The sequence below is a fragment of the Lederbergia graminis genome (assembly GCF_042655485.1).
Classification (GTDB): Bacteria; Bacillota; Bacilli; order Bacillales; family Bacillaceae_C; genus Lederbergia; species Lederbergia graminis.
In genome coordinates, this window is the sequence record NZ_JBHSMC010000014.1 from 96,338 (window position 1) to 120,444 (window position 24,107).

Below are 24,107 nucleotides of genomic sequence, written 5' to 3' on the forward strand. Positions count from 1 at the left end.
TTGGTATAGCTAAAAGCTATATCAGTGCATATTTTTTATGTGTTACCTTATATAGTTTTGTGTGTGTTACACTTTTTTTAAGTTATTAATCGAATAGAAAGAAGGAATAAACGATGACAGTTACAAAAGTGAAAGCACCATTTAGAGCAGATCAAGTCGGAAGTTTATTACGTACAGAAACGTTAAAGCAAGCGAAGAAAGATTTTAAAGAAGGAAAAATTAACGCAGAACAACTTCGTGAAGTAGAACTTCAAGAGATTAAAAAGATTGTAGATAAGCAAATTGAAGCAGGACTACAAGTTGTAACAGAAGGGGAGTTTGGCCGTGATTGGTGGCACTCCACTTTCATGGAGCATTTATTAGGAGCGGAAGGGTATATTCCTGAACAAGGTTATAATTTTGCTAGTCAAGAAACAGATCCTTATGATGTCAGATTAGTAGGGAAGGTTGCTTATAATCCTAATCATCCATTCTTCCAACAGGCGAAAGATTTATTAGAAATTGTTGGAGACAGAGCGGTTGCGAAGTTTACCATTCCAAGTCCAAACCAATTCTTCCATCCAGATATTCTAAATGGACAATACAAGGATTTTGACGAGTTTGCACCGGATATTATTGCAGCATATCGTGAGACAATCCAAGAGTTTTACCGCATTGGAGTTCGGTATCTTCAACTAGATGACGTGTACCTAGCTGTGATTGCAACGGCACCATTCTCTCCTGAAGAGAAGAAATATCGAGCAGAGCTAGCTGTTCATGTTGTAAACAGTATTTTAGAAGGAAAACCTGAAGACTTAACAGTTACAACTCATGTATGTCGCGGAAATTACCGTTCAGACTACTCATTTGCAGGAGGCTATGATGATATTGCTCCAATTATCTTTGCGAATGAGAAAGTAGATGGTTTCTTCCTAGAGTATGATGATGAGCGTTCAGGATCATTTGAACCTCTCAAATATATTCCAAAAGGTGGTCCAAGAGTAGTTTTAGGATTAGTCACTTCTAAAACTGGTAAATTAGAAAACAAAGAAACGATCAAAGCACGAGTAGAAGAAGCATCACAATATGTTCCACTAGAACAACTATGCATCAGCCCACAATGTGGCTTTGCATCCACACACCATGGAAACATCCTAACCGAAGAAGAACAATGGGCGAAACTAAAATTCGTAGCCGAAACAGCAAAAGAAATCTGGGGGTAATAGAGTGCCAGGCACCGGAACAATTCGTAACTTTCGCAATTGTCCGGGTGCCAGGCACCATTTTTTTAGTCGGCTCCTGCGCCGCCGCCACCGTCTCCACCACCGCTATCGCTGCTGCTATATGAGCTACCACCATCGCCACTATTACTGTTACTCCCGGAACTGGAGCTATTCCAGAATCTTGCCTCCGAAACTTCGCTCCACTTCCATGTTTTAAATAAATATTGCATTGGATCTTCATCATAAATAACAAGTGCTGATAAAGGTGCTATTTTTACTAGCTCGTCAAAAGACTGATTAAGCTCTTTAGTACGTAAGCTAAACTTTCTAACATTTAATAACAACGCACGGATCAGCCATTTATCTAACTCATCGACATCTACCCCAGAGGGAATTCCTTCTTGGCTAATTATCCTACGGAAACTACGAATCTTCGCTTTCGCTTCAGCTGCTTCTCTAGAAAGGAAAAAGCGTGGTAGAGCTAAGTAAAAGACGATGATTACGGGATGAAAGGCTAAGTAAGATGGAATAAGAGCCTTTTCATCAAGTGCTATCCAACCTAACAGGGATGTAATAAGAAAAAAGGAAATTACTTTTTTTCGGGATAATGATGACCACGCATTTCGCCATAGTAATGTGGAAATCCCAAAATAGACTATTATTCCATATCCTGATGCAGCCCCTATGATATAAGTAATAATCGTACATAATAAAACAAGTATCATGGACGCACGGGTTGCGATTGGATATAGCTTCCCATTCAATGTCTTGTTCTCTATTAATTGGTCGATTACACCACGATACCAAAGATCTTCATGTAATCTCCGTTTCTTTAGCCTGCGATGATAGCTGTGCACCTTTTTAGCTTCTTTCTCTTCTTTGGTTGCCCCATATATACTATTAAATGAAAAAGTGCGTATGTTTAACTTCCTTTTTCTTGTAAAAAGCCACTCTATTAACTGTTTTTCATTATCATTTAGTGCTCTAGAAGTAGGTTGATAGCTGAAAGTAAGAGTCTTTTTCGGTGCATCTGTTTCTGTTTGAAAGCGAGTTAGTGTATTAGTTGTTTCTACTTTTACATTCCCTTTTTCCACAAGAGAATAAATACCAGCCAAAAAGGCATAATTGTCTTTTACACCACCACGATTCATCATATATAGATAAAGTGGATCATCATGTAATAAATCTTGAGGTTGTATATTTCTCCGTAAAATCCGTTGAGGTAGAAGAAGTAATATTATTATTGCAACCCCAAATATACAGGATAGTACAGTTAAAATGGTGCTATAGCTGTTAGTTTTTTTTGTATTTGTACTAAGTTGTTCTGTCTTTTTTTCTTCTTCATTTAATACCTGTTCTAAAGTTTTGGGAGCAGAGTTTTTTTGCTGTTGTCCCATGATTGTCGAGGGAAACAAAATGCGAGTTTCCGTCAATTTCCTCGCTTTAGAAACAGGTGTAAAGAAGCGTACCACTTCACTAGATTTTTGAACAACCCACCCTTTTTCATCATGGAAAAATGCATGGTATTGATTCGGCTCTAGTGGCTCTGGAAATACAAAATCAATTGTTACATTATTCAAATCCGAATTATGGTTTTGTCCAGTTCCGAAAAAGGGTACTGTTATATCACTGTATGTGTTATAAGACTTCACAGCATTTTCTAAAATGTATACAAAAACAATCTTTTTTGTTGTATCTGTCACATGCATTTTTGCCATATAATCATTAGCGCTTTTACTTACTTCAAGCTGTCGTAGGTCATTTTTCTCCATAAAACCAAGAACAGCTTCGTCATTCATTAATTCATATGCCTCAAAATCTTTCACACCTTGGTGGTGCTCGTTATGTATCGATCGCCTTACTTCTTCATAACTGCCGTCAAATGTATATGTAAACATTTCATTGATAAGTAGGTTTCCATCAGGAGAAATATAAGCACGAATATGGACATCATCAATCGAAAAGGAACGTGCATCAGCCTGTGTAGTAAAGAAAGTGAAAAAAGATAAGGTAAATAGTAAAAAAGTAAATAATCTTTTCAATCTGTCACCCCTAAACAGAAGTTTCCATAGAATCATAGCTTTTATATGGGGAGAAATCCATAGGGATAATGACTTAGGGTAGAAGTAACAATGAATGGAAGCTGATTCGGTTGTCAATCCGAGCAACCTATGCCAGTATATAAAGACAGATGAAAATAAAATGGAGGTATATTAGTTGTCAAATTTACCAAATTGTCCCAAATGTGGTTCAGAATATACATATGAGGATGGAATACTTTTTATATGTCCAGAATGTGCTCACGAATGGACTGCAGAATCTGAAAGTGAGAGTACGGATACAAAAGTAATTAAAGATGCCAATGGAAATGTATTAAACGATGGCGACACTGTTACAGTAATTAAAGATTTAAAAGTAAAAGGAAGTTCATCCGTACTGAAAATGGGAACCAAAGTGAAAAACATCCGTCTAGTAGAAGGCGACCACGACATCGACTGCAAAATCGACGGCTTCGGACCAATGAAACTAAAATCAGAATTCGTAAAAAAAATATAAAAAACCGGTGCCTGGCACCCAAACAATTGGGAAAGTTACGAATTGTTCGGGTGCCAGGCACTTACTTTTTTGACATAAACATATTCGATGGTAAATATATTGTACTTAGTTAGTATGGAGAGAATATCATTTTCATATGTAGGAGGGAGACTATGTGTTTTGCTCGAATTGCGGGAATAAATTAGAGGATGAGAGCAAATTTTGTTCAACTTGTGGAGCAAAGGTGAACTATCCAGCAGAAACCACGAATGAGATAGCACGGGTATCGTCGGATACTACTCCTACCACAGCAGAAACATCAAAAACCTTCCAAGCTCAAGTAAAAGATACTTTCTTAAATGCAACGGGAAAAATTAATGCGATGCTAGGTGAAACTGGTCATATCGAATTAAACTTAAAAGATGTATTTTCTGATGTATTAAAAAAGCACTCAAAAGATGACGGTGAAGCACTTTTTATTACTGGCACGAAACATACGACACCTCCAGAAGACCAAATATCGACATCATGGCCAAAACCATGGCTATTTTCTAGAGTATTTCTCTTCTTCGCCATCACGTATATCCTCCTGTATATTTCTACTTACTCCTTTCAAAATATAAATGCACTTCCTGGGTTTATTATTATCGGTTCTTTTGCAGTCCCTGTCTCCTTATTAATTTTCTTTTGGGAAACAAACGCTCCGCGAAATATAAGCTTTTATGAAATCTCTAAAATGTTATTTATAGGTGGTGCTAGTTCACTCGTTGTAACCTTATTTCTATTTTCCTTTTTACCTGTCCATGAACTAGATTTTGCTGGAGCAATTATCGTTGGTGTAGTGGAGGAAGTTGGAAAATTAATTATTATTCTTTATTTTATTAAAAACTTAAATCCAAAATATATTCTAAATGGGCTACTTATTGGAGCGGCTATAGGAGCTGGGTTTGCTGCCTTTGAATCTGCAGGATATGCACTGCGCTTTGGGCTAATGTATGGGAATTCCACGATGCTCGATGTTATTTTTTTGCGTGCATGGACAGCAATTGGTACTCATACTATCTGGTCAGCTATATCAGGAGCTGCACTTGTCTATGTAAAAGGGAACAATCCACTTAAATCTGATCACCTATTTAACGCAAATTTTCTAAAGTTATTCGCAGTCCCTGTCATCTTACACGCAATCTGGGATATGCCCCTATATTTTCTTCATAAATTTAACTTGCTGTTCATCATCATCATCGTCATTGGCTGGGTATTCATATTCTCCTTTATCCATGTAGGACTAAAACAAATCGGTGCCAGGCACCTGAACAATTCATAATACACTGAATTGTTTCAGAGTTGTTTGGGTGCCAGGCACCCGAAAAAAAGAGGTTTATTGGTTTGTGTCTAGAATTAGTATTTTGGATGGTTATTTTTTGAGGGGGCGAATGAAAGTATGACGGTGAATATGGATCCATATCTGTTAGGAGAAATTGATATAAGTGCTGCAGGTACACGCTGCAAGATGCTTGTAGGGGATCTCGACAGTGATGGAAGAATGGAAATTGTAATGGTACAAGCAGACGGTGATATTGATGATCGCTATGTTCCGCACCAAGTAATATGTTTAACTGCTTATGATGTCGAAGGAAATGTACTATGGCAAGTAGGGGAGCCGGATGAAAATGCGGGTGGTCCTGGTTCCGATTATCCGGCACAAATATATGATATTGATGGCGATGGGTACAATGAAGTTCTTTGTGTAATGGACAAGAAGTTTCTTATTTTAAATGGACAAACTGGAGAATTGAAGCGTTCCTTTGATTTACCAAACCCGGAAGCACATGATTGTATAATAATTGCAAACTTATCTGGAAATCCATTTCCTCAAGATATTATCTTAAAAGACCGTTACAAGCAAATGTGGGCATTAGATAAAGACTTTAATCTGCTATGGGAGCATAAAGGGAATATTGGACACTTTCCTTGGGTGTACGATTTCGATCAAGATGGCCACGATGAAGTGATGGCTGGTTACGATTACCTCGATCATAATGGAAAAATTTTATGGTCATGTCAAAATTTAGATGATCATGCTGATTGTATTTGGTTAGGTCATGTAGATCCTACATTATCTGCTGATGATCCTGTCAATATCGTTGTTGGTGGTAGTGTAACCGTCATGTACGATACAAAAGGAAATGAGCTCTGGCGTTATGATGGTTCGATTGAATCTCAGCACATTGCTTTGGGGAAATTTCGGGAGGACTTACCTGGCTTACAAATTGCAGGTCTAGATCGTATAATTCGCGGGGATGTACAGACAAACAGCGGTAAAGACGGAATGTTTCTACTAGATGCAAATGGAAAAGAAATCGCAAAAGAAGAGCGCAAAACGAATGGTTGGTTGACCATTATTGAAACAATCAGCAACTGGGATGATCATTCATTAGATTATATTTTGGCATATCGTCGAGGTGGGGGTGTGAACCCAACCTTATATGATGGATATTTAAATCCCATTGTTACATTTCCTGTTGACGGCTATGTAGTTCATGCGGACCTGTTCGGTGAAGGAAAAGAACAAGTAATAATTTATAACGATCAACGAGCTACAATCTTTTCTAATGAGACTAGAAACCTACAAAGCAATGGGAAAGTTAAGGGTCAACCAAAACGTTTGTACAGTTCAACGCTATATCCTGGTGGAGAATATTAACAGGGGGAGGGGAAGGAATGATAGATGTTTTTTTAGCAGGGGATTCCACTATGCAGACATATGATAGCAGTTTTGCTCCACAAGCTGGGTGGGGTCAATTTATTGCAAAATATTTTTCAAGTGATATTACCTTTCATAACCATGCAATGGGCGGAAGAAGTTCCAAAACATTTATCACAGAAGGTAGATTAGCTGCAATCCTAGCGGAGATAAAGCAAGGTGATTATCTTTTCATTCAAATGGGACATAACGATTCAACAAAATCTCGACCAGAGCGCTATACAGAGGCCTATGATGATTATAAAAAATACTTAAAACAATATGTTGAGGGTGCGAGAGAAAAAGGTGCAATCCCTATTCTATTTACTCCTGTCGGTAGGCTCCACTATGTAAATGGTGAGTTTCTTGCTGATTTTGGTGATTACTGCAACGCTATGAAGGAAGTAGCGGAAGATCAAAATGTATTATTAGTAGATTTAAATAAAAAGAGTATTGAATACTTTTCCGCAATAGGCTATGACCAAGCATTTGAGCTTTTTATGATTTCTGTAAATGGTACCGATTGCACTCATTTCACTGAAAAAGGCGCTAATGAAATAGCGAAAATTGTAAGTGAGGGAATCAAGGAATTAGAGCTAGAGTTATCAGGTTATCTCAAATAAAATCAAAATTAATAATAAAATGCATTTATTGATAAAATCCTGTCCACTACAGTGCAGGATTTTTTTACTTCTTAGGATTAAAAAACCTACTTTAATAAGGACCTATGTTTTAGTTTCTGGAATTTAAATGAATTTTTGAAGGGAAATATCACCTCAGTAGAGAATAATACGATAAATGTATCTTGATCGTTCTGAATAGAGATGAGGTGATGTAGTGCAAGGTAATAAATTAGCACTAGAGCGAATTGTTTTTCTAGGGAGAACCTTTGATGAGTATGTACACATGTTTTCGCTTTCTGATGAAGTGTTAAAAGGCAAGAATATTCTCGATTGTCCAGCTGGTGCTTGTTCCATTACTGCAATTGGTAACCAAAAGGGCTTGGATATAACTGCATGTGATATTGCCTATTATCATTCAGTGAGAGAGCTGGAACATAAAGGAATAGAAGATATTAACCATGCGATGTTTCAGATGGAAAAGGTGAAAGAGAAGTATAAATGGAGTTTTTTCAAGACAATAGAAGGGCTAAGAAAACATCGAAAGAGTGCGTTGCATAATTGTGTAGCTGATATGGTTACCCATCCGGAAAGGTATATTCCTGTTACATTGCCAAGCATGCCATTCAAAGATAATGAGTTTGATATCTTGCTGTCTGCGCATTTTTTGTTTATGTATGCTGATAGATTGGATTACGATTTCCATCTATCTACTATAAAAGAAATGCTTCGTGTTACAAAAGAAGAGATTCGTATATTCCCAATTGTTGATTTAGAAGGTAACCGCTATGAGCACTTAGATCGGTTATATACTTTTCTTCATGAGCGTGGATGTTCAGTCGAAGAGAAGGTCGTTCGATATGAATTTCAGGAGAATGCGAATACGATGTTGGTGATAAAAAAGAACAAGCCGATTTAGAAGGAGTATAGTGATGTCAATTAAGCTAAACCTAGTTGTTATTCAATCAAGTAATCTGGAGAATTCAGTTTCCTTTTATCAGAATTTTGGACTTGTCTTTCATAAAGAACAGCATGGTAATGGTCCTGTTCATTTTGCTTGTGAGATTGAAAATATTGTATTTGAGATATATCCAAGTTCGACTGGAAGAGTAGATATGGGGACACGTATTGGGTTTAATGTTATCGATTTAAATCAAATCGTAGATACTCTTCGTGTAAAAGGGTATGCCATTATTTCAGAGCCAAAAGTTAGCCCTTGGGGAAAACGAGCTGTTGTGCAAGATCCAGATGGACATAAAGTTGAGTTGTTGGAAGTAGAGACCTGACCTTTAGGAGGAAAATACATAGATCATAGCCTTAAAATACTTCAAACAATCAGATTATGCTCAACTAATCCAATGGATAGATTCACCTGAATTTTTGCTGCAATGGGGTGGACCGGGCTTTAATTTTCCATTAGATGAGCAACAGTTAGATACATATGTTAGTAATGCAAATCATCATAATGCGGAAACCCTGATATATAAAGTAGTGGAGAAAGAACTTGGAAATGTTATTGGTCATATTTCATTAGGAAAAATTGATAGAAAAAATATGAATGCAAGAATTGGGAAAGTGTTAGTTGGAAATGCAGATGCAAGAGGTAAAGGCATTGGACAACAAATGATAAAAGCGACTCTAAAGATTGCTTTTGATGAACTTTATTTACATAGGGTGAGTCTTGGTGTTTTTGATTTCAATTCATCTGCAATTGCTTGCTATGAAAAAGTTGGATTTCAAAGAGAAGGTATACTTAGAGATTATAGAAAAATAGGTAATAAATATTGGAATCTCATAGAAATGAGTATGTTGGAGCATGAGTGGAGAGTAATTCAAAAAACCAAAACTATTTAATAAGGAGGAGACATATGCAAAGTAAAGAAGAATTATTAAATGAATTTTCAGCATTAATTTCATTTGTAAAATCGATAAGGGATTTAGACGATGAAACATGGGTTAGTCCAATTGCAGAAGGAAAGTGGACAACTAGAGATATTATCGCACACATCATGCTTTGGGATAAATATTTTCTTGAAAATGCGATAGAAAGAATAACAAATCGGAAAGTCATCTCAGCAAAGCACCTTGATTTTGACGAGTTTAATAAAGAAGCTGTCGAGTATGCAAAAGAAACTAGTAAAGAGGAAATTTTAGATAAGACAATCTATTATCGTAATCAATTAATACGTCATATTAATGAGATGTCAGATGCTGAATTTCTAGGAGAACATATGGATGGTGATGGAAACAAATTTTCCGCATATCATTATTTAATCGGCTTTATACCGCATGATGAGCATCATATTAGACAGATAAAGGAATTCTTAGGTGACTCATTACTTGTAAAAAGTAGTGAATAACAAATTGGTAATATTAGAAAATACTGCTTGATTTGCGGTTGGATAAAAAGACACAAAACAAAAGTTAAAAAATGAAGTGAGATAATGAAATGATATCGAAAAAACCTGAACTAATTCTAAATATAGCCGGAGTCTTAATAACGAATTTTTCACAATCCTTTTGGAGGAATTTATCAGAAGAATCAAATGAACTACTAAAAGAGTTATTAATTTTTAAAAATGAAATTCGTAAAGATTTGTGGACTGGGAATATATCAGAAGATGATTTTTGGTTATTGCTTAAAGAACAATTTCCGATTGTTAACATTAAAAATGCTCAATCCCTCTTATTAAATACAATAAAGCCTTTGCCAGCTATTGAGATTATCCCTATTTGGAGCCAATATGCAAATATCCATTTATTAAGTAATCATCGGTCTGAGTGGGTATATCCCATATTTAAACCGTATATGGATTTTATAACGAGTATAACTGTTTCTGATCAAGTTGGTTATTGTAAACCTGAACCAAAAATATACGAGGTAGTTAACTCATGTATAACCAATAGTGAGTCTGTTTTGTATGTTGAAGATCAAGAAAAAAATTTAATACCAGCAAAAGAACTTGGTTGGAGAACGATGTTAGCTGATAACTATTGTAAATGGGTAAATCAGATTATGCCAATGTTAAAGGAAATGATAGGAGGAGATGACGATCACGACCATTTGTTTGATTAGGCATGGAGAGACGGATTGGAATGCAGAAGGCAGAATTCAAGGGAGGACGGATGTCCCACTTAATCAAAATGGACTAAATCAAGCAAAGAAATGTAGAGATTTTCTGAAAAACTCAGAATGGGATGTCATTATCACAAGTCCTTTGAAAAGGGCTCAGCAAACAGCAGAGATTATCAATGAAGCATTGAATCTACCTATCATAATAATGGATGATTTCATAGAAAGGTCCTATGGAGATGCAGAGGGAATGTTGTTAGAGGTGAGGAGGAAATTCTATCCTGATGGTAGTTATCCTAATCAAGAAGAGAGAGAAACACTAAATAATAGGGTAATTGCTGGGGTTGAAAGAATTAAACAGAAGTATGATGGTACTAAGGTGATAATTGTTGCACATGGTGCTGTTATTAATACTTTACTAGCAACTTTTTCGAATGGAGAGATTGGTTCAGGTAAAACAAGACTTGGGAATGCCTGTATTAGTCATATTCATTTTCAAAATGGAATTTGGGTTATAAAAGACTATAATCAAATAAACCATTTAACAAAAAGTAATATATAAAGAAGCTTCCCCTTATTTCATGAAAGAGTGATTGTATGCAACTAAATATTTTCGGTGAAAAGATAGAGGGCATAACCTATCAGAAAAGATTGGGGGTATATGCAGTAATATTTAACTTTAAAAAGGATAGGGTAGCAGCCGTTAAAACAACCAATGGGCATTATTTTTTGCCTGGAGGCGGAATAGAAAAAGACGAAAAGTTTGAAGAGTGCCTTAGAAGAGAAGTTCTTGAGGAAATAGGTTATGAAATCTCAATTCGTACATATATAGGGAATGCAATGATGCATTTTATTTCGACAAAAAATGAGCCTATATTAAGTAATTCTTATTTTTTCACAGCTCAATTAGGTGAGAAAATATTAGAACCGATAGAAGAGGATCACTTTTTTGAATGGATAACGATGGAGGAAATAGAAAAAAGATTAGTTCACGACCATCATATTTGGGGAGTGAAAGAGGGTTTAAAAATATATAACGTAGAAGATTAATTGTTTACTAAAAGTCTTTTACCAATTTTAAAAAATGAAGGGGGTATACATATGAAATTCGTTCTAATATTTGGTCCACAAGCTGTTGGGAAGATGACAGTAGGACAAGAGTTGTCCAAGGTTACTGATTTAAAACTCCTTCATAATCATATGACGATAGAATTGCTTCAACCATTTTTTGGCTTCAGTTCTGAGATGTGGCGCTTATCCACCTTATTTAGAGAAGAAATTTTTAAAGCTGTAGCGAAAAGTGATTTATACGGGATGGTATTCACTTTTGTTTGGGCTTTTAATCAAGAAGAGGATTGGCGAGAGGTTGAGAAAGTATGTAACATATTTGAGTCTGAAGGGGGAGAAGTATATTTCGTTGAATTAGAGGCTAACCTCGAAGTAAGGCTAAAACGGAATGTGACACCGAATAGACTTGAACATAAGCCGTCAAAACGAAATATCCAAAAATCAGAAGAGAATGTAAAAGAGTTTATGGAAAGATTCAGGATGAACTCCCTTGAAGGCGAAATTGATCGAAAGAACTATATGAGAATCGATAATTCAAACTTGAGCCCAGCTGAGGTAGCGCAAATGATTAAGAGCAAATTTCAATTGTAAAGTATAATAAAGAAAGGCAGCCCCTCAACAAGCAACCGTATAAAGCACATGAGGTGATAAACATTACTACGATTTGTTTAATAAGACACGGTGAGACTGATTGGAATGCCCAAAGAAGAATTCAAGGAAGGACTGATATCCCACTTAACGAGAAAGGAATCCAACAAGCGAGAGAATGTAGGGACTTCTTGAAAAACTCCGAATGGGATGTCATTATTACAAGTCCGCTGAATCGGGCAAAACAAACTGCAGAGATAATTAATGAGGCACTAAATATTGATGTTATTGAAATGGATGATTTTATCGAAAAATCTTTTGGTGATGTTGAGGGGATGACATTACAGGAGAGACGGTCCGCATATCCCGATCGAAATTATCCTAACCAGGAAGATGATGAATCATTTTCTAGTCGCATACAAAAAGGGATAGAAAAAATTCAAGAAAAGTATGAACATGGCAAAGTAATTCTTGTTGCACATGGAGCAGTGATTAGTACGTTACTAGCGATTCTTTCCGACGGGAAAATTGGAACAGGTAAGACTAGACTTGGAAATGCCTGTATAAGTAATATTCATTTCCATGAAGGAATGTGGTTGATAAAAGATTATAACCAAATATCCCATCTTTCGAATTAATATGTAAGAAGATAATGGAGGGGGAGAGACGATTGGCAATCTTGGAAAAACCCGAGTTAACTATTTTCTTAACGTCAGATATTCATTTGAAAAACAAGGAAGATGAAACAAAACTAGCACAAATACTACATCATATATCGGAGTATGAGGATGCTGTTTTTATTTGCTCAGGAGACTTAACGGAAGCTGGAGTAGAGTCTCAATTTAGCTCTTTCTACAAAGTCTTGGAGGAAAATTGTTCTTTGCCAAGAGAAAATATTCTCTTATCATTAGGAAATCATGATGTTCGTGGTCCAAGTCGAGCAGATTGGTCGAACAATGCAAAGGATACTCCTTCTTGGTATGAGAATGCTAGAAAGTCATATTTAACACGAAACTATATGTATAGTGGCGCAACAACCAATGTGTATTTTTCTAATACTATTAAGGGCTATAAGTTTATCGTATTAAATACGGAAAAAAGCTTGAAAGATAGTTGCTACATAACTGACAATCAATTGGAGTGGCTTGAAAAGGAATTGCAGTCTGTACCAGAAGGAAAAGTTAGTTTTATCATTAATCACCAGCCGCTGAGAGATACGCATTGGAGATCTAACGATTTAGAAGGATTTGGTGTACAAGATGGAAAGGTAAAGCGAATTCTACTAAAATATCCAAATGTGTTTTTTGTTTCTGGACATGTCCACAATGGGTTTGGTAGTGCTGAAATCATCGATAAACCATATGGTACCATGGTCGATGTTCCGTCTCTTTTTCATACGGCTAATGGTATAAACACGGACGGGGTAGCATACAAAATGTTGCTCTACAAGAATCGTGCTGAGTTTAAAGCGGTTAATTTACTTACGAAGGAAGAATACGATAATTATCATCTAGAAGTACATTTTCCATTACTATCCGAACTTTACAATAAAAAACAGCAACTTGTTGATAAACAAAAAGATGATGTTATGTTTTTAGATTTTTGCCAAGATGTCTTTAGCCCCCAATATGATCAACAACAGTTTGAAATAACTCCGATGTTTAGTAGTGAAAAACAAGAAAAAAACCTTTTCGGATCTGATTATCGTATTAAAGTTGAAGAAATGAAAAAGGTAGGGGTCAAATGAATAGTAAAAAACTAGCAGGAGAAAAAGCGGTTCAATATGTTAAAGACGGTATGATCATAGGACTAGGAACAGGTTCTACCGTGTATTGGACAATTAAGAAGCTTGGTGAACTTGTTAGAGATGGGTTAGATATCCGTGGTATTCCTACATCAAAAAACACGGAGGAACTCGCTATAGAAGAAGGAATACCATTAATCTCTTTATCGGAAATAGGCCAATTAGATATTACGATTGATGGTGCAGATGAAGTAAATCCTGATCTGCAGTTAATAAAAGGCGGCGGTGGTGCATTATTAAGAGAAAAATTAATTGCATCTATTTCTAAGCGCCTTGTTATTGTCGTTGATGAATCAAAATGTGTCTCTAGATTAGGCAGGTTTCCACTTCCTGTTGAGGTAACCCCTTTTGGTGTCGAGATAACTAGTAAACAATTACAAGTATTAGGTTGTACACCAAAACTAAGAACTAAAAAAGATATTCCCTATAAAACAGATAATGGTAACTATATATTAGACTGTTCTTTTTCGAGTATATCAGAACCAATAGAACTAACGAATAAGATAAATATGTTACCAGGTGTTGTAGAAAATGGCCTATTTGTAAATATGGCTGAGATAATAGTTGTCGCTAAAAAAGATGGTCATATAGATTACTTGCAATAATTTTTTTGAAAAAAAAGCTTAAAATCAGCAAAAGTTAATTTTTAACAAAAGTCCCCTAAAGTCTGATTGGCTTTGGGTTTTTCCATTTGTTCCTGCATGAGCAGTAAAGCAAGTTTTATTAAAAAAATGCTAAAACCATTATATTTGTCATGTATTATACTATACGTTTATGTCTATTCTTCCATGCGGTAATGTTTTACGATTAGTTTATCGCAATTAAGGAGGAAGACATGAGTAAACAAAAAATAGCAGAGTTAAGAAAGAAAGTCGCTCCGTATGAAGGTCCAGAAATAAAGGCTAGTATTCGCCAAATGATTAATACATTTCTTCCATTTATCCTACTCTGGTTCGCCGCATATCAAAGCTTATCCATCTCGTATTGGTTATCGTTAGTATTCGCTATTATTGCTTCAGGTTTCGTTATTCGTATATTTATCATTTTTCATGATTGTTGTCACCAGTCCTTTTTCAAAGGGAAAAAAGCAAATAAAATTGTTGGAACAATTAGCGGGATTATTACGATGTTTCCGTATGAAAAATGGAAAAGAAGTCATTCTATTCACCACGCCACAAGTAGTAATTTAGACAAAAGGGGTGAAGGTGATATTTGGATAATGACCGTAGAAGAATATGTGGAAGCATCATTCTGGGGAAGATTAGCATACAGGTTTTACCGCAATCCACTTGTAATGTTCGGTTTAGGTCCAATTTATTTGTTCTTTGTAGAAAATCGTATAAATAGAAGAGGAGCAAAGCGTAAGGAACGCTTCAATACGTATCTTACAAATGCTTCGATAGTAGCTTTATATGCTTTATTATGCTGGTTGATTGGCTGGCAGGCATTTCTTTTAATTCAAGCACCGATACTTTTTATCGCTGGTTCATTAGGAATCTGGTTATTTTACGTACAACATCAATTCGAGGATTCTTATTTTGAGAATGAATCGGAGTGGGATTACGTAAAAGCAGCAGTTGATGGAAGTTCTTACTATAAATTGCCGAAAATTTTACAATGGGTAACAGGAAATATTGGGTATCACCATGTTCACCATCTAGTTCCAAGAGTTCCTAATTACAATTTGGAAAAAGCTCATGAATCGACACCACCATTGCAAAAGGCAACAACGATTACGTTAGGAACTAGCTTACAATCTCTTCGTTTCCGATTGTTTGATCAAGAAAATAAACAGTTTGTTAACTTTAAGGAGATAAAGCATTTACTACAACAGCAAAAGGTAAAACCAAATACAAATCCAAAGCCGAAGCCGAGTAATAAGTATAGCTTTCAAGAAAAGTAATGCTCGGATATAAGGGAGAAAAAATAAATGATTAACATTGTAGTTGCCGAGGATCAGCAGATGCTTCTTACAACTTTAGTATCCCTCCTTAATTTAGAGGAGAATATAGAGGTTGTTGGTAAGGCAGGTAATGGAATAGAGGCAATGTCCCTCGTGCAACAGCATCAACCAGATCTTTGCATTATGGATTTGGAAATGCCACTTAAGACCGGATTAGACGTTGCAGAGGAGTTAAAAACATATAATTGTAAAACAATCATTTTAACAACTTTTGCTCGCCCAGGTTATTTCGAACGAGTTCAAAAAGCAGAAGTAGAAGGCTTCTTATTAAAGGATAGTCCAAGTGAGGAATTAATAAATTCCATTCATTATATAATGGCTGGTGGGAGAATATACGCTCCGGAGCTTGTTGATGATAAGTCTGTAGTTACTCAGCCATTCCTAGCTAGAAGTATTCGATGATCAATTAGGAAATGAATTGAAATTTGACCAAACCTTTATAAATTTAACTACATGCTCATTTAATCGATAGCCTCCTGTGAGATTGACATTGATGAGAATATAGGAAGTGTTTTTCACCATATTTTGTAAAACCCAAATAAATACTTGAATAATATCAAGTATTTGTTTGGCTTTTCTTTCCAACTATATTTGTATTAACATAATAGTGTGGGGGTGAAAACAAATGAATTGTAAAAATTGTGGAGGAAATTCATTTATACAAGCTACCGATCATATTAATCTACGACCTTTAGAGAAGAAAATGGCGATTGGTTCGGAGAAAGTATATACCGTTTGCTCGGATTGCGGTGAAGTAGTATCAATAAAAATAAAGAACCCTGATAGATTAAAATAAAATATTTACATATATTCCAACTACTATAATGGATATCATTTTTCGAGATTATGTATTATGCATTCAAAATTGGTGTATTTCAAGTAGCACTCCCAAATTAGTGGGAGTGCTTTTTGAAGTTTAATGATATAGATAATTCACTATAAAATAATATTTATTGGAAGGAATAATAAGATTGCTGAAGAATTTATGTATATGTATGAGCAAATATATAGGGGGAAAAAACATGGGATTTCAACAAAACGATAAAGTGCTAATGATAGGTGACAGTATTACAGACTGTGGAAGAAGAGAAGATCCAGAACAAATGGGTGACGGTTATGTTCGTTTAATTCGAGACTATTATTGGACAACACAACCGGAGAAAAATATTGAGTTTATTAATAAAGGAATCGGTGGTAACCGCGTAACGGATCTTGCTGCTCGTTGGCAGGAGGATGTTATTGATCAACAACCAGATTGGGTATCTATTTCCATAGGCATCAATGATGTTTGGAGACAACTAGATAGCCCTGGAATTGTCCAAGTATATCCAGAGGAATTTGAGAAAGTTTATGATGATTTATTGACTCAAGTGAAGGAAAAAACAAATGCAAAAATTATATTGATGGAGCCTACAGTCATTGATGAAGATGTAAAGTCTAAAGGGAATCAATTACTGGTCGCATATGTTGAGGCTGTACATCGATTAAGAGATAAATATGATGCAGTGCTTGTTCCAACACATGAGGCATTCATTCAGTATTTGAAAGCAGATTCTGGGAAAAAGCTCACTACTGATGGTGTACATATGAATACAGCTGGAAATATGTTGATGGCGGTTACTTGGATAAAGGCGTTAAGTTAAAAAACAATCAATAATTATAAGAAAGTAAAAGCGTATATAGATTAAATCTACTCTCGCTTTTACTTTTTTGATTTTTTAAAGGGTAATTACGGTTGTAATGCATGCTTCTTCGTTATTGTTTTCTAGGAATAATAAACCCATTCTGAATTGTATCGAAGCCAAGTTGAGGGTAGTATTCCATTGCAGTAGGTGCAGATAGTAGAATTAATGCAACTTCCTCGCCTATTTTCTCCTGAAGTAAATGGACTAATTCTTTTCCAATCCCTTGCTTTTGATATTCGATATCTACAGCTAAATCAGATAAATAACAGCAGTAACTATAATCGGTAATAGCTCGGGCGATTCCAACGAGTTTCTCCTCATCCCAAGCAGTAATAATAATATCTGCATGTTCGATCATTTTTTGAATCCGATCTAAATCGTCATAAGGTCTTTTAATAGTAGATGCTTTATATAAATTTGATAATTGCTCTGCTGTAATTAGTGCATTGTGTTTATAGGTAAGGTGATGTTTCACCATGTCAATTCCCCCAAATATTCTAAAAGATTAATAAATTATTATAGCACACCGTTTGCCTAAAAAATAAAAAAGTTTGTAAAAAAAAGGTTATCCTAAAATCAGGATAACCCTCCAGTTATTTCACTACTAACACGGGGCAATTTACTCTCTTTACGACTTTATGACTCACACTTCCAAGAACCATTTCTTGAAAGCTATTTAACCCGCGGCTACCAATAATCACTAAGTCAAAGGATCGTTTATTTGCATATTCCACAATAGTAGGCCCTGGTTCCCCATGTAAAATATGAATCTCGTAGTTAATATTATTTGTTTTGAACAATTCCTCGATAGGGAAAAGACGCTTCCTTCGTGTTAGTTCCAAATCTTCTTTACCAGAAGAATGAAGTACTTCGCTTTTCGTTTTGGAATAATCCGCAACCATGATTACATCTACTTTACTTCCATTAACTAAAGTGGCAATATTAACTGCTTCCTGTGTCGCTCGAATTGAGTGATTTGAACCATCGACCGCTAACAAAATGCTTTTATACATATTATCAACTCCAGGGAAGGGATTAGTGTGCTGCTACATTCGCGTTAGGATTATTATGCACTGCTAATTTGTCGATAATTTTTTTACTAGATGAATTTAACCCAGTTATTGTTACTTTATTATTATTCTTGCGGTATTTTAAAATTACTTTATCAATTGCTCCTACTGCGGAGTCATCCCAAATATGTGAGTCTGAAAAATCAATTGTAATATTCGTTTTTTCTACTGAGTAATCAAAGGATTTGATAAAGCTATCTACTGAAGCAAAGAACAATGGACCTTGTACCTCGAATACAGTGTTCCCTTTGTTTTCGCGTTCTGTTACATGGATTTTAGAAATCTTAGCTACGAAGAATATCGCGCTTAATAAGACTCCAGCAATGACACCTTTTGATAAGTCATTTGTCGCGAGTACGATTGCCATTGTTACGACCATCACTACTGCATCAGCTTTCGGTGCTTTCACTAAATACTTAAAGGAAGACCAGTCAAATGTTCCGACAGAAACCATAATCATAATTCCAACAAGGACAGGCATTGGAATTTGAACAACAAGATCGCCAAAGACAATAATCAAAATCATTAAGAATGCTCCAGCTACGAAAGTGGATAGGCGTCCTCGTCCTCCAGACCTGACATTAATACCAGATTGGCCAATCATTGCACAACCAGCCATTCCACCAAAGAATCCTGTAACGAAGTTGGCAATACCTTGCCCTCTTGCTTCCTTGTTCTTATTACTATCTGTACCTGTATAATCATCAACTATTGTGGCTGTAAGTAGAGATTCTGTTAACCCAACAATAGCTAACGCAATGGAATATGGAAAAATGATTGCTAATGTTTCAAATGTAAATGGAACATTAGGGATGAAAAATTCCGGAAGACTTCTTGAAATAGCCCCTAAATCTCCAATAGTCCTTAAATCCACATTACTATAAATTGCTACTACTGATAATACGATAATTGCAATTAGTGGAGCGGGTATTATTTTAATAAATCTTGGTAGCACGTAGACAATGATCAGTGTTATTGCTACGAAAATATACGTTGCTGTTGAAATGCCAAGAAAGTGTGGAACTTGTGCCATAAAAATAAGGATTGCTAATGAGTTTACGAAGCCAATCATGACTGCTCTTGGGATAAATCTCATTAGTTTAGCTACTTTAAATATACCGAATAGCACTTGTATAACACCTGTTAAAATTGTTGCAGCTAATAAATAATCGAGGCCATGGTCTCTTACTAACGGTAGCATTAATAGCGCCATTGCTCCTGTAGCTGCAGAAATCATTCCTGGACGTCCACCTACAAATGCAATGATAACTGCGATACAAAACGAAGCATATAAGCCGACCATTGGATCGACTCCTGCAATAATGGAGAAGGCAATTGCTTCTGGTATTAAAGCTAATGCCACTACAATTCCAGAAAGAATATCGCCTCTAATATTGGAAAACCATTCTTTTTTCATTGTTTCTAACACACTTGTTGTCTCCTTTTCTATTAATTAATGTGACCTTTAACTCTCATAAAGGTCAGGCCGATTGCAATAGACATAGTTTATCATCATCTGTTCCAAAATGGAACCATTTTGGGAATATTTTTATGAGAAAATATGATATTATATAGAAAAGGGTCTAGAGAGCTAGGTGAGTCAAAAATGATTATAGGGTATATGAGACCTTATTTCGATGATACTACATGTGAAATACAAAAAAGTATTTTAGAAGATAAAAGTTGCCATAAATATGTTATAGAAAAACATTCGTCTGCAAAAAAGAGAATTAGTCTTAAATCTATGATAGAAGAATTAAATACAGGTGATATTGTTATTGTTACAAAGCTGTACACAATTGCAGATTCAACTCGGCATTTAGTGGAGATATTAGAGGCGATTGAGAGAAAAGGTGCTTATCTCCGTACTATTCAAGAGGGAATTGATACAAGTAATTCTGCTGGATACTCATTTAGTGCAATTGTACAACACTTAGTAGAATTTCAAAGTGATGTAATTAGTGAGAGAACAAGAAAAGGATTAACAAGAGCTAAGAAGAAAGGTGTTGCGGCAGGACGACCAAGGAAACCTGATGAGAATGTCCAAAAGGCGATTCTTATGTATGAAAGTAAAAAGTATAGTTTGCAAGAAATTAAGGATGAAACAGGGATTAGTAAGTCTACCTTGTATCGATATTTGGAAAATTAATATTGTTCCTTATGTAGAAAAGAGGACGAAGCAAAACCATTTAAACCGTATCTAATTTCGAAAAATGTTATTGAAATTATAACGCTTCGGAAATACACTACGCTTTCCGCGGGCTAAGAAAAGTGAAAGGCGCTTGCTACTTGAAGGAAGGCTAATTTCGCAACATCCTGTTGGCAGGCTCAAACAGCGACGTCCTGTCGCTTCGCCTGCACTAGTACGTCCATGTACTTCGCAACGCCTTCCTGACCCGCCTCGTGCGGGCCCGCGACAAGCAAATGTTCTGAGACAAAGAAAGGCGGTCTTTGCCTTTCATGTCTCAGGTTATTTGGCCTCGAGCCAATAGCGCCTACAGCTAGACAAGGTTCGGAAGCCTCCTCGGCAACCGCACATCCCGCAGGAGTCTTCGTGTATTTCCTCCGCTGATAAAACTATAAATTCGAATGCGGAAGTCCATCCTGTAAAAACGTCACTTCGTAGACAGAATATAAAAAAAAATCGAACTATCCTAGGAATGAATAAAATGATAGTTCGACATTAACTTTCATCTGTATTTCTTCATCCAGTATCAATAATTAGCTAGCTAGTGAGGTTTTTTTACTCTTGGCTGGCAGTTTTTCTTTTAAAGTAAAATAATGCAATCCCACCCAAAAGAATGAGAGAGAAACCAATAAGAAGGCTGTTGTAAAGTGGTGTTGCTGTGTTAGGTAGTTTTTCTCCTTCATCATCACCAGCTGCAGGTTCTTCATCAGAAGCAGCAGCTACAAGTGAAAAGTCATCCACATTTACCCAATTATCGCCTTCGCTTTGTACAGATCCAAGGAATACATCGACTCTTTCTGCTTCCTCTGAATTAAATTCAAAGGTTAATTTCGTGTATTCAGCTGCGTTTTCAAACTTCTCTGTTTTAAAAACCTGCTCTTTTCCTTGTGCTGCTCCATCTGGCCAAACACCAAAATAAATATCCTTAATATCCGTTCCAGCTTTCACGTATGCAGTAAGTATATAATCCGTATTTTTCTCCACATCTACAAACTGTCTAACAGAGTTCCAACCATTTGTTGTTCTAAACCAAACATTTTTTTCACCAGTAAGCGCTCTATCTCCGGCATCAATACCACTTAGTTCAACATCATCTTGAATTCTCCAAGGTTCAGCTACACCATCTGTTTGCTCTTCGAATGATGGATCTTTCACAAGGTTTTCTGGTTCAGCGGCAAAAATCGGTGTTGTCATAGAAATCAATAATAAAAATACAGCAAACACAAATAACACTCGTAATTTATTTTTCAAATTCGCTTCCCCCTAATGATTGATTTTATGAATAAATATAAGTAAACGTAGTTAAAGAGATTTTACCTAGAATCCTCCTTTCTATACTTCATTTTTAACAGATTCATTGTAAAGGCATCACTCCTTTCAATTGTGCTAAGTAAAAGGAAATCCATGTATGTATACGTTTACATTTTAGTGAAAGTTCATTAAGAGATTGTGTTTAACATGAAGGAAGGGTAAATAAATCATTATTCTAATAAATAAAGGATAGACATTTTGAGTGACTCTATCGTTGTCGGAAGGAATTGCATTGAGAAGTTGATATGAAATAGTAGTATTTACCTAGTAGTAATAATATATTACCATACTTGGAAGAATATTAAAATATATTATAAGAATATGAATAATTATTTTTTTTAGTTGTGGGAGCAGTATAATAATTAATTTAGGTTAGTAATATTGTATGATTCCAATATTCATTGAATGTCTTCAGCAATCACCTCATATACTTGTACAAACTATTTGGGGTTGATGGAAATGACAACAGGCCTAATCATATTAATAGCCTTTTTGTTAACTTGTTCTGTAGGAGTAATTAATTTCTCCTTTTATACTAGAAGGAAAGTAACGACGATGCATGGTATGATTTTTTCCATGTCAATGGCAATGGGAGTAGGTTTGTTTACTGGAACGATAATAGGACTTTTATATCGTGATGAATTATTGTTGGCTACTGTTATTGGTATGGCTACAGGTGTGTTAGTAGGTGGTGTAATTGGTTCTTTTTATTCATTGCTAGCGATGATGGAAGGGATATTATCTGGTGTGATGGCTGGTATGATGGGTGCAATGCTCGGTGTAATGATAAAGATAAGTGATTGGGACAAAGGCATTATGGTTATGTTTACGATTGCACTAGCAATTTGTTGTTTAAATATATATGAAATGTTGTCTTATGTACATCATCGCAATTTCATCGTAAGAATTTTTCGAAACCCACTTTTTATAGGTATAGGATTTGTATTAGTATGTTTACTTTTTTACACACAAAGCCCATTTATTGTAATAAAAAATTCCGGTTTCCATCACTGAAACCGGAATTTACTTTATTTTGATTTTTTATGAATTACAATCATTAAAATGCTTATGAGCGTAAAGGCAATAAGGGCGAGAAATGGTATTGTTATAAAGCCAAACCAATTGATATATTGGACATTACAAGGAACCCCTTGAACACAAGGCTTTATCTCTGCAAAGCCAGGGACCTTCTGGACTAAGTAATGATAAAGAGATATTGTTCCACCTATAACACTTAAAGGCAACACGTATTTAATTATTTGTTTTTCATTATAAAATGAAGCAATCCCGAGAATGATTGCCATTGGATACATGAAAATACGCTGAATCCAACAAAATTGACATGGAACAAATTCTTTTATCTCACTAAAATATAAACTTCCTAATGTTGCAATAACCGCAACTATCCAAGCAAAATATAGCCCGAAATTTTCAAGAAGAGTAGGCTTCTTCATTATTTTAGTTCCTCTTCAATTATCGATTCTATTGCTTTATAGTCAAAAGGATCTTTTAACATGACTCCATTGATAACGATCGTAGGTGTAAAAGGAATATCGAATTCCTTCACAAGTGAATCATCTATCAATACTTGCTCAAGCGTTCCATCATGATTAATATCCTCTTCCAATTGATTTAAATCCACATTTGGAGCACTACTTTTTGCGATTTCAAGCAATTTGTCCGTAGTGACCCACTGCTGATCATGTTGTTGTGCCTCAGGCTGAGCAGCGAAGATAGCTTCATGGAAATCCCAGAATGATGCCGGATCTTGTTTATATACAGATTCAGATGCTAGAGAAGCAAGTTTGGATTCATTTCCATGAAATAGTACATTAATAAAGGAGAACTTTGCTTTACCTGTATCAATGTATTTTTCTTTAAGTTTTGGATAGATATCTTCGCCCCAAGCCTTACAGGAAGGGCACTTATAATCCCCAAATTCCACAATAGATACTACTGCATCCGCATCACCAATTGTTGGTTGATTTTCTATGGAAGGGTGACTTTCTAGCTCTGTTTGCTCGGAATTTAGTTTATTCGTTAATAAAACAATGGCAATTATAATAGCAAAAATAATAAGTGTAAAAATTACCACATTTTTCCTATTCATCTATATAACCTCATTTCTTTCTATTAGTGGAGGATACTTTTCAATTGTATCAATCTCTTCCGTTGTTAATTGTACATTCAGTGTCTTTATATTGTCGAGTACTTGGTCTCACTGATCACATTCCTTCTGAATGTTCTCCATTACCTT

General features: G+C 35.6%; 28 protein-coding genes and 1 pseudogene. 22 read left to right on the forward strand and 7 right to left on the reverse strand.

Annotated elements, in window-relative coordinates; translation table 11 throughout:
- Positions 1-113 precede the first annotated feature (113 nt).
- The gene (locus ACFPM4_RS10615; RefSeq protein WP_382351203.1) at positions 114-1,202 is read left to right on the forward strand and encodes a 5-methyltetrahydropteroyltriglutamate--homocysteine S-methyltransferase; all 1,089 of its coding nucleotides are present in this window, start codon (positions 114-116) and stop codon (positions 1,200-1,202) included.
- A 65-nt stretch (positions 1,203-1,267) separates the two neighbouring features.
- Here the strand turns inward: ACFPM4_RS10615 and ACFPM4_RS10620 are convergent, their stop codons facing one another.
- Complete coding sequence (locus ACFPM4_RS10620) at positions 1,268-3,244, reverse strand: DUF2207 domain-containing protein (protein WP_382351205.1); 1,977 nt, start codon at positions 3,242-3,244, stop codon at positions 1,268-1,270.
- A gap of 175 nt (positions 3,245-3,419) precedes the next feature.
- Between ACFPM4_RS10620 and ACFPM4_RS10625 the strand changes: the two genes are divergently transcribed.
- The 19 genes and pseudogenes from ACFPM4_RS10625 (at position 3,420) to ACFPM4_RS10715 (ending at position 17,239) form a co-directional block, all read left to right on the forward strand.
- Positions 3,420-3,758, forward strand: a complete 339-nt coding sequence (locus ACFPM4_RS10625; protein WP_144928573.1) for a zinc ribbon domain-containing protein YjdM — start codon at positions 3,420-3,422, stop codon at positions 3,756-3,758.
- A gap of 154 nt (positions 3,759-3,912) precedes the next feature.
- Positions 3,913-5,061: a PrsW family glutamic-type intramembrane protease gene (locus ACFPM4_RS10630; protein WP_186324889.1), complete on the forward strand. Its 1,149-nt coding sequence runs from the start codon at positions 3,913-3,915 to the stop codon at positions 5,059-5,061.
- 117 nt (positions 5,062-5,178) lie between these two features.
- Entirely contained in the window at positions 5,179-6,441 is a 1,263-nt protein-coding gene (locus tag ACFPM4_RS10635; RefSeq protein WP_382351209.1) for a hypothetical protein, read from the forward strand.
- Positions 6,442-6,458: 17 nt separating this feature from the next.
- Positions 6,459-7,103 (forward strand): rhamnogalacturonan acetylesterase, encoded by a 645-nt coding sequence (locus ACFPM4_RS10640; RefSeq protein WP_382351212.1) that lies wholly within the window; start codon positions 6,459-6,461, stop codon positions 7,101-7,103.
- Between the two features lie 283 nt (positions 7,104-7,386).
- Positions 7,387-8,019 (forward strand): SAM-dependent methyltransferase, encoded by a 633-nt coding sequence (locus ACFPM4_RS10645; RefSeq protein WP_382352050.1) that lies wholly within the window; start codon positions 7,387-7,389, stop codon positions 8,017-8,019.
- Positions 8,020-8,032: 13 nt separating this feature from the next.
- The gene (locus ACFPM4_RS10650) at positions 8,033-8,386 is read left to right on the forward strand and encodes a VOC family protein (RefSeq protein ID WP_382351215.1); all 354 of its coding nucleotides are present in this window, start codon (positions 8,033-8,035) and stop codon (positions 8,384-8,386) included.
- A gap of 22 nt (positions 8,387-8,408) precedes the next feature.
- The gene (locus tag ACFPM4_RS10655) at positions 8,409-8,954 is read left to right on the forward strand and encodes a GNAT family N-acetyltransferase (protein WP_382352053.1); all 546 of its coding nucleotides are present in this window, start codon (positions 8,409-8,411) and stop codon (positions 8,952-8,954) included.
- A 14-nt stretch (positions 8,955-8,968) separates the two neighbouring features.
- On the forward strand, positions 8,969-9,460 hold the full coding sequence (locus ACFPM4_RS10660) for a DinB family protein (protein WP_382351218.1): 492 nt from the start codon (positions 8,969-8,971) through the stop codon (positions 9,458-9,460).
- An 89-nt stretch (positions 9,461-9,549) separates the two neighbouring features.
- A complete protein-coding gene (locus tag ACFPM4_RS10665) occupies positions 9,550-10,176 on the forward strand; it encodes an HAD family hydrolase (protein WP_382351221.1) in 627 nt (208 codons plus the stop codon).
- A complete protein-coding gene (locus ACFPM4_RS10670) occupies positions 10,154-10,735 on the forward strand; it encodes a histidine phosphatase family protein (protein WP_382352056.1) in 582 nt (193 codons plus the stop codon). The genes ACFPM4_RS10665 and ACFPM4_RS10670 overlap by 23 nt, the downstream gene beginning before the upstream one ends.
- A gap of 35 nt (positions 10,736-10,770) precedes the next feature.
- Positions 10,771-11,223: an NUDIX hydrolase gene (locus ACFPM4_RS10675; RefSeq protein ID WP_382351224.1), complete on the forward strand. Its 453-nt coding sequence runs from the start codon at positions 10,771-10,773 to the stop codon at positions 11,221-11,223.
- 51 nt (positions 11,224-11,274) lie between these two features.
- Positions 11,275-11,832, forward strand: a complete 558-nt coding sequence (locus ACFPM4_RS10680; RefSeq protein ID WP_382351227.1) for a DEAD/DEAH box helicase family protein — start codon at positions 11,275-11,277, stop codon at positions 11,830-11,832.
- A 62-nt stretch (positions 11,833-11,894) separates the two neighbouring features.
- Positions 11,895-12,467, forward strand: a complete 573-nt coding sequence (locus tag ACFPM4_RS10685; RefSeq protein WP_382352059.1) for a histidine phosphatase family protein — start codon at positions 11,895-11,897, stop codon at positions 12,465-12,467.
- 32 nt (positions 12,468-12,499) lie between these two features.
- On the forward strand, positions 12,500-13,576 hold the full coding sequence (locus ACFPM4_RS10690; protein WP_382351230.1) for a metallophosphoesterase family protein: 1,077 nt from the start codon (positions 12,500-12,502) through the stop codon (positions 13,574-13,576).
- Positions 13,573-14,238, forward strand: a complete 666-nt coding sequence (gene rpiA / locus ACFPM4_RS10695) for a ribose-5-phosphate isomerase RpiA (protein WP_382351233.1) — start codon at positions 13,573-13,575, stop codon at positions 14,236-14,238. Before ACFPM4_RS10690 ends, rpiA begins: the two co-directional genes overlap by 4 nt.
- Positions 14,239-14,468: 230 nt before the next feature.
- A complete protein-coding gene (gene desA / locus ACFPM4_RS10700; RefSeq protein WP_144928656.1) occupies positions 14,469-15,536 on the forward strand; it encodes a Delta(5) desaturase DesA in 1,068 nt (355 codons plus the stop codon).
- Between the two features lie 27 nt (positions 15,537-15,563).
- Positions 15,564-15,986: pseudogene (locus ACFPM4_RS10705) on the forward strand (response regulator); the annotation flags it as partial.
- Positions 15,987-16,221: 235 nt separating this feature from the next.
- Positions 16,222-16,392, forward strand: a complete 171-nt coding sequence (locus ACFPM4_RS10710; RefSeq protein ID WP_382351237.1) for a hypothetical protein — start codon at positions 16,222-16,224, stop codon at positions 16,390-16,392.
- A gap of 226 nt (positions 16,393-16,618) precedes the next feature.
- Positions 16,619-17,239 (forward strand): SGNH/GDSL hydrolase family protein, encoded by a 621-nt coding sequence (locus tag ACFPM4_RS10715; protein ID WP_382351240.1) that lies wholly within the window; start codon positions 16,619-16,621, stop codon positions 17,237-17,239.
- Positions 17,240-17,351: 112 nt separating this feature from the next.
- On the opposite strand, the gene ACFPM4_RS10720 is transcribed toward ACFPM4_RS10715, so the two are convergent.
- The 3 genes from ACFPM4_RS10720 to ACFPM4_RS10730 form a co-directional block, all read right to left on the reverse strand.
- On the reverse strand, positions 17,352-17,759 hold the full coding sequence (locus ACFPM4_RS10720; RefSeq protein WP_382351243.1) for a GNAT family N-acetyltransferase: 408 nt from the start codon (positions 17,757-17,759) through the stop codon (positions 17,352-17,354).
- Between the two features lie 115 nt (positions 17,760-17,874).
- Positions 17,875-18,294 carry a universal stress protein gene (locus ACFPM4_RS10725; protein ID WP_144928646.1) on the reverse strand — a complete coding sequence of 140 codons (420 nt, stop codon included), beginning with the start codon at positions 18,292-18,294 and terminating at the stop codon, positions 17,875-17,877.
- Between the two features lie 22 nt (positions 18,295-18,316).
- Positions 18,317-19,768, reverse strand: coding sequence for a SulP family inorganic anion transporter (locus tag ACFPM4_RS10730; protein WP_382352062.1), 1,452 nt, complete (start codon positions 19,766-19,768; stop codon positions 18,317-18,319).
- 189 nt (positions 19,769-19,957) lie between these two features.
- On the opposite strand from ACFPM4_RS10730, the gene ACFPM4_RS10735 reads away from it, so the two are divergent.
- A complete protein-coding gene (locus ACFPM4_RS10735) occupies positions 19,958-20,500 on the forward strand; it encodes a recombinase family protein (protein ID WP_382351246.1) in 543 nt (180 codons plus the stop codon).
- A 594-nt stretch (positions 20,501-21,094) separates the two neighbouring features.
- On the opposite strand, the gene ACFPM4_RS10740 is transcribed toward ACFPM4_RS10735, so the two are convergent.
- Positions 21,095-21,790, reverse strand: a complete 696-nt coding sequence (locus ACFPM4_RS10740; RefSeq protein WP_382351249.1) for a carbohydrate binding domain-containing protein — start codon at positions 21,788-21,790, stop codon at positions 21,095-21,097.
- 519 nt (positions 21,791-22,309) lie between these two features.
- Between ACFPM4_RS10740 and ACFPM4_RS10745 the strand changes: the two genes are divergently transcribed.
- A complete protein-coding gene (locus ACFPM4_RS10745) occupies positions 22,310-22,864 on the forward strand; it encodes a hypothetical protein (protein WP_144928638.1) in 555 nt (184 codons plus the stop codon).
- A 14-nt stretch (positions 22,865-22,878) separates the two neighbouring features.
- Here ACFPM4_RS10745 and ACFPM4_RS10750 read toward each other — a convergent pair whose 3' ends face one another.
- Together ACFPM4_RS10750 and ACFPM4_RS10755 are read right to left on the reverse strand one after the other, a co-directional pair.
- Positions 22,879-23,304, reverse strand: coding sequence for a disulfide oxidoreductase (locus ACFPM4_RS10750; protein ID WP_144928636.1), 426 nt, complete (start codon positions 23,302-23,304; stop codon positions 22,879-22,881).
- Positions 23,304-23,960, reverse strand: coding sequence for a DsbA family protein (locus ACFPM4_RS10755; protein ID WP_382351254.1), 657 nt, complete (start codon positions 23,958-23,960; stop codon positions 23,304-23,306). Before ACFPM4_RS10755 ends, ACFPM4_RS10750 begins: the two co-directional genes overlap by 1 nt.
- Positions 23,961-24,107: the final 147 nt, after the last annotated feature.